This window comes from Flavivirga aquimarina (assembly GCF_030540835.1).
Taxonomy (GTDB): Bacteria; Bacteroidota; Bacteroidia; order Flavobacteriales; family Flavobacteriaceae; genus Flavivirga; species Flavivirga aquimarina.
The window spans coordinates 1-3,888 of record NZ_JAUOEK010000012.1; the positions used below are offsets into that span (position 1 = coordinate 1).

Consider the following 3,888-nt stretch of genomic DNA (forward strand, 5'->3'; position numbering starts at 1 on the left):
CGTTGAAATTGTCATTCCCGTGAAAACGGGAATCTAAATACAGAATTTCGGTTTTTGACCTTTTTAGGTCAAAATGAAACCAGCGAAATACCTCTATGGCTCTGCCTCGAGGATAGTTGGTTTCAAGAAATTCTTTATTAATTAAATCACTTACTGTAAGCTATTAACAAAGAAACTTAAACAAAATATGAATATATACAAAGAGTCAAATATGAAATTCAAAATAACATACGTTATATTACTCTTAAGTACATTTTCATTTGCACAACTAAGCGATTTGGCTAAAATAGACTATACGATACTTCCAGCAGGAGATTCAGATATTGAGTATAGTCGAGTACGTGCTTTATTCAACTATCCTATTAAGCTAAAAAAAGAGCAGACATATTTATTTTTAGGTCTTGATTATAGTACTGTTAATCTTAATATGACAGAGCACCCTTCTTTTGATATAGAAGAACTTAATGATTTTCAATTATTAGATATTAATATTGGTTATACAACACCTTTAAAAAACGATTGGCGTTTAGGCGCACGATTAACACCAGGCTTTAGTTCAAATCTTAGAGCTAACGATTTGAGGTTTGAAGATGCCATACTATCTGGGGATATCGTTTTTATAAAAGACAAAAAAGAAGACCCAAACGTTAAAAAACCTTGGCGACTTATTATAGGTATTTCCTATTCTGGAAATCGTGGGTTTTCTTTCCCTTTACCATTTATCAGTTATTATAAAAAGTTTCACTCAAAATGGTCGTATAATGTTGGTATTCCAAAACTAAATTTGCAATATCACGCTTTTAGTAAACATCGATTTAAATTATATGCAGAGCTTGATGGTTTTACTGCGAACCTACAACAAGGTGTGCTCATTGATAATTCGATAATAGCAGAAAGTATTAATATGTCTTTAATATTAAGTGGATTACAGTATGAATTTCATATAACTAAAAACATTCAGTTTTATGCAAGGGCTTCGTATATTTTTAGTAATTCAGTTAATTTAAGAGATAAAAATAAAGATAATATTTTAGAGCTAGATAAATCAAACACGCAGTATTTAAGAACAGGAATTAGATTTAAGATTTAAGAAGAATGTTAAACACAAAGGAATATTATAATAGAGATTTGTCTTGGTTAAGATTTAATCATCGTGTACTTCAAGAAGCTACAGATAAAAGAAACCCGTTATACGAACGTATTAAGTTTTTAGCTATTTTTTCTTCCAATTTGGACGAATTTTTTAAAGTCCGTGTTTCAGACATTAGAAAAATAAAGCAGTTAGACAAACCGCTTCGGAAGCGTTTAATAACAAAGCCAAATAAATTATTAAAAGAAATAAAGAAACAAGTAGATATACAGCAAAAAGAATTTGGACGAATCTTTTTTACTGAGATTATTCCAGAATTAGAAAAAGAAGATATTCACTTGTTATCTTACAAAGAGTTTAATAATGAACAATTAGATTTTAGCAAAAATTATTACACAAAAGAACTTGCAGCAAAACAATATTTAAGTATAAATGAAAATAAACCATTTATTGAAAATGAAGCCTTGTATTTGGTTTCTCAAATGCCTGACGATTCTCTTATTTGGGTAAAAATTAATGAAGATACGCCGCGATTTGTAGAACTTCCCACTACAGATAACAAACACTATATCACATTTGTTGACGACATTTTAAAACACAATCTAAAAACGTTTTATAAACTTGATTTTTATAGTATAAAAATATCGAGAGATGCAGAATTATATATAGATAATGAATATTCTGGTAATTTGTTAGATAAAATTAAAAACGCGTTACCAAATAGAGTTAGTGGTCAAGTTACAAGAGCTTTAATTGATGAGTTAATACCAAATAAACTGCAATTAAAATTAAACCAGGTTTTAGATATTAATGAAACAGATGTTATTAAAGGAGGAGCTTACCATAACTTTAAAGACTTATTTGGATTCCCGAACCCGACTCCTAAAAATTTATCTTTTTCAAATTTACCTCCAATACCCGATAAAGAATTTGTGGGTTATCCAAATATATTTAAAGCTATTAAAGATAAAGATAGGCTGCTCTATTTTCCTTATCAATCCTACCGTCCCGTAATACAATTGTTGGAAGAAGCATCTAACGATAGTAATGTTACAAAAATTAAAATAACATTATATAGAATTTCGAAAGATTCACTGGTTGCAAACGCACTCTTAAATGCTGTTAAAAACGGAAAGGAAGTATTTGTGTTTATTGAAACAAAAGCACGTTTTGATGAAGAAAACAATATAAAATGGGGTAAAGTTTTAGAAGAAAATGGAGCCAATGTGGCTTATAGTTATCCAGGAATAAAAGTACATTCTAAAATTTTATACATAGAGCGCATTGAAAAAAAACAACCAAGAGTTTATGCTTATATAAGTACGGGGAATTTTAATGAAAAAACCTCGAAAATTTATACAGATTTTGGATTGATGACGGCAAACTCTAAAATTACAAACGAGCTCTCTCAAGTATTTCAAGTATTAGAACGACAAATAATAATTCCAAAATCTAAAAAACTTTTAGTATCACCATTTACAACGCGAAGTAAATTTACAGAACTAATAGAGATGGAAATTGAAAACGCAGTAGGAGGGAAGGACGCCTATATTATTTTAAAACTAAATAGTCTTCAAGATGTTAAAATGATAAATTTACTTTACAAAGCAAGTAATGCAGGTGTAAAAATAAGATTGCTTATACGTGGTATTTGTTGTTTGGTTCCTGGAATTGAAGGTCAAAGTGAGAACATATATGTAACTAGTATAGTAGATAGGTTTTTAGAACACGGAAGAGTATATATTTTTGGAAATAATGGAAAAGAAAAAATGTATCTTGGTTCAGCAGATTGGATGACCCGTAATTTAGATCATAGAATAGAAGTTATAACACCTATTTTAGATCAAGAAATTCATCTAAAACTGAAAGAACTATTAGACTTGCAATTAAAAGATCATGTAAAATCTAGAGTTATAGATTTTAATCAAAAAAACAATTATGTTGTAAATGGTTCATTAGAAGAATCTTCACAACATATATTATATAAGACATTGTTATGAGTAATAAATTAAAGGAAAAAGCAGAAGACAAATATTTAATGGAGGAGTTGAATATTGATAAAGAAGCACTTAAAAAATTAAAAAAGAAATTACTTAAAGTAGCTCCAAGGTCTGAACGTGGCGTAGAGACGTTATTTAGGCTACTATCTAAAAATCAGTACACTCTAAATACAATGATAGACACAAAGTCTAACATTTTAATATCTATAAATGCTTTAATTTTATCATTAATACTAGGAACCGTAATGAGTCAATTTAGCTCAGACCCGCACCTTATTTATCCAGTAGTAATGATACTATTTACCAATCTAGCTTCTATTACTTTTGCTATTTTCGCCACACGTCCAGAATTAGTTCACGGAAAAAGTGAGGCTAAAAATTTAATGTTTTATGGCAATTTTCAAGATATGGAAGAAGATGAGTATGTAAAAAACATTACAAATTTAATGAATGAAGGTGATGAGTTATATAAAACTATAGCTAAAGACACTTATTATTTGGGAAAGACAATTGACCGCAAATTTAAGTTACTTCGAAAATCGTTTAATATCTTTTTAGTTGGGATTATTTTATCAGTAATAGCATTTATTGGTTGTCACGCTTTATTTGGAGGGTTAATATAAATATTAACTAAACCACTCCTATGGACTGGAAGTTCATAGGTTCGTTTTGGCAGACTGAAAGTCTGCTTCGTGAAATATGGTAAAACTGAATTCGTGTGAATTCGTGAAATTCGTGTCAAAAGTTTTTAGAAGCTGAAAGCGACATGCACTAAAGTACATAGTTTTAACTCCATTT

Annotated in this window: 3 protein-coding genes; all 3 read left to right on the forward strand. The window is 29.4% G+C overall.

The window, feature by feature from the left end:
* Positions 1-211 precede the first annotated feature (211 nt).
* Genes Q4Q35_RS00130 through Q4Q35_RS00140 form a run of 3 tightly spaced genes read left to right on the forward strand, consistent with a single transcriptional unit; the run spans position 212 to position 3,713 of the window.
* Entirely contained in the window at positions 212-1,090 is an 879-nt protein-coding gene (locus Q4Q35_RS00130; protein WP_303275888.1) for a DUF6268 family outer membrane beta-barrel protein, read from the forward strand.
* Positions 1,091-1,095: 5 nt separating this feature from the next.
* Positions 1,096-3,090: a polyphosphate kinase 1 gene (gene ppk1 / locus Q4Q35_RS00135; RefSeq protein ID WP_303275889.1), complete on the forward strand. Its 1,995-nt coding sequence runs from the start codon at positions 1,096-1,098 to the stop codon at positions 3,088-3,090.
* Complete coding sequence (locus Q4Q35_RS00140; protein ID WP_303275890.1) at positions 3,087-3,713, forward strand: Pycsar system effector family protein; 627 nt, start codon at positions 3,087-3,089, stop codon at positions 3,711-3,713. Before ppk1 ends, Q4Q35_RS00140 begins: the two co-directional genes overlap by 4 nt.
* Positions 3,714-3,888: the final 175 nt, after the last annotated feature.

Coding starts and splice junctions, on each gene's coding strand:
- Q4Q35_RS00140 (WP_303275890.1), top strand. CDS start 3,087: ATGAGTAATAAATTAAAGGAAAAAGCAGAAGACAAATATTTAATGGAG.
- ppk1 (WP_303275889.1), top strand. CDS start 1,096: ATGTTAAACACAAAGGAATATTATAATAGAGATTTGTCTTGGTTAAGA.
- Q4Q35_RS00130 (WP_303275888.1), top strand. CDS start 212: ATGAAATTCAAAATAACATACGTTATATTACTCTTAAGTACATTTTCA.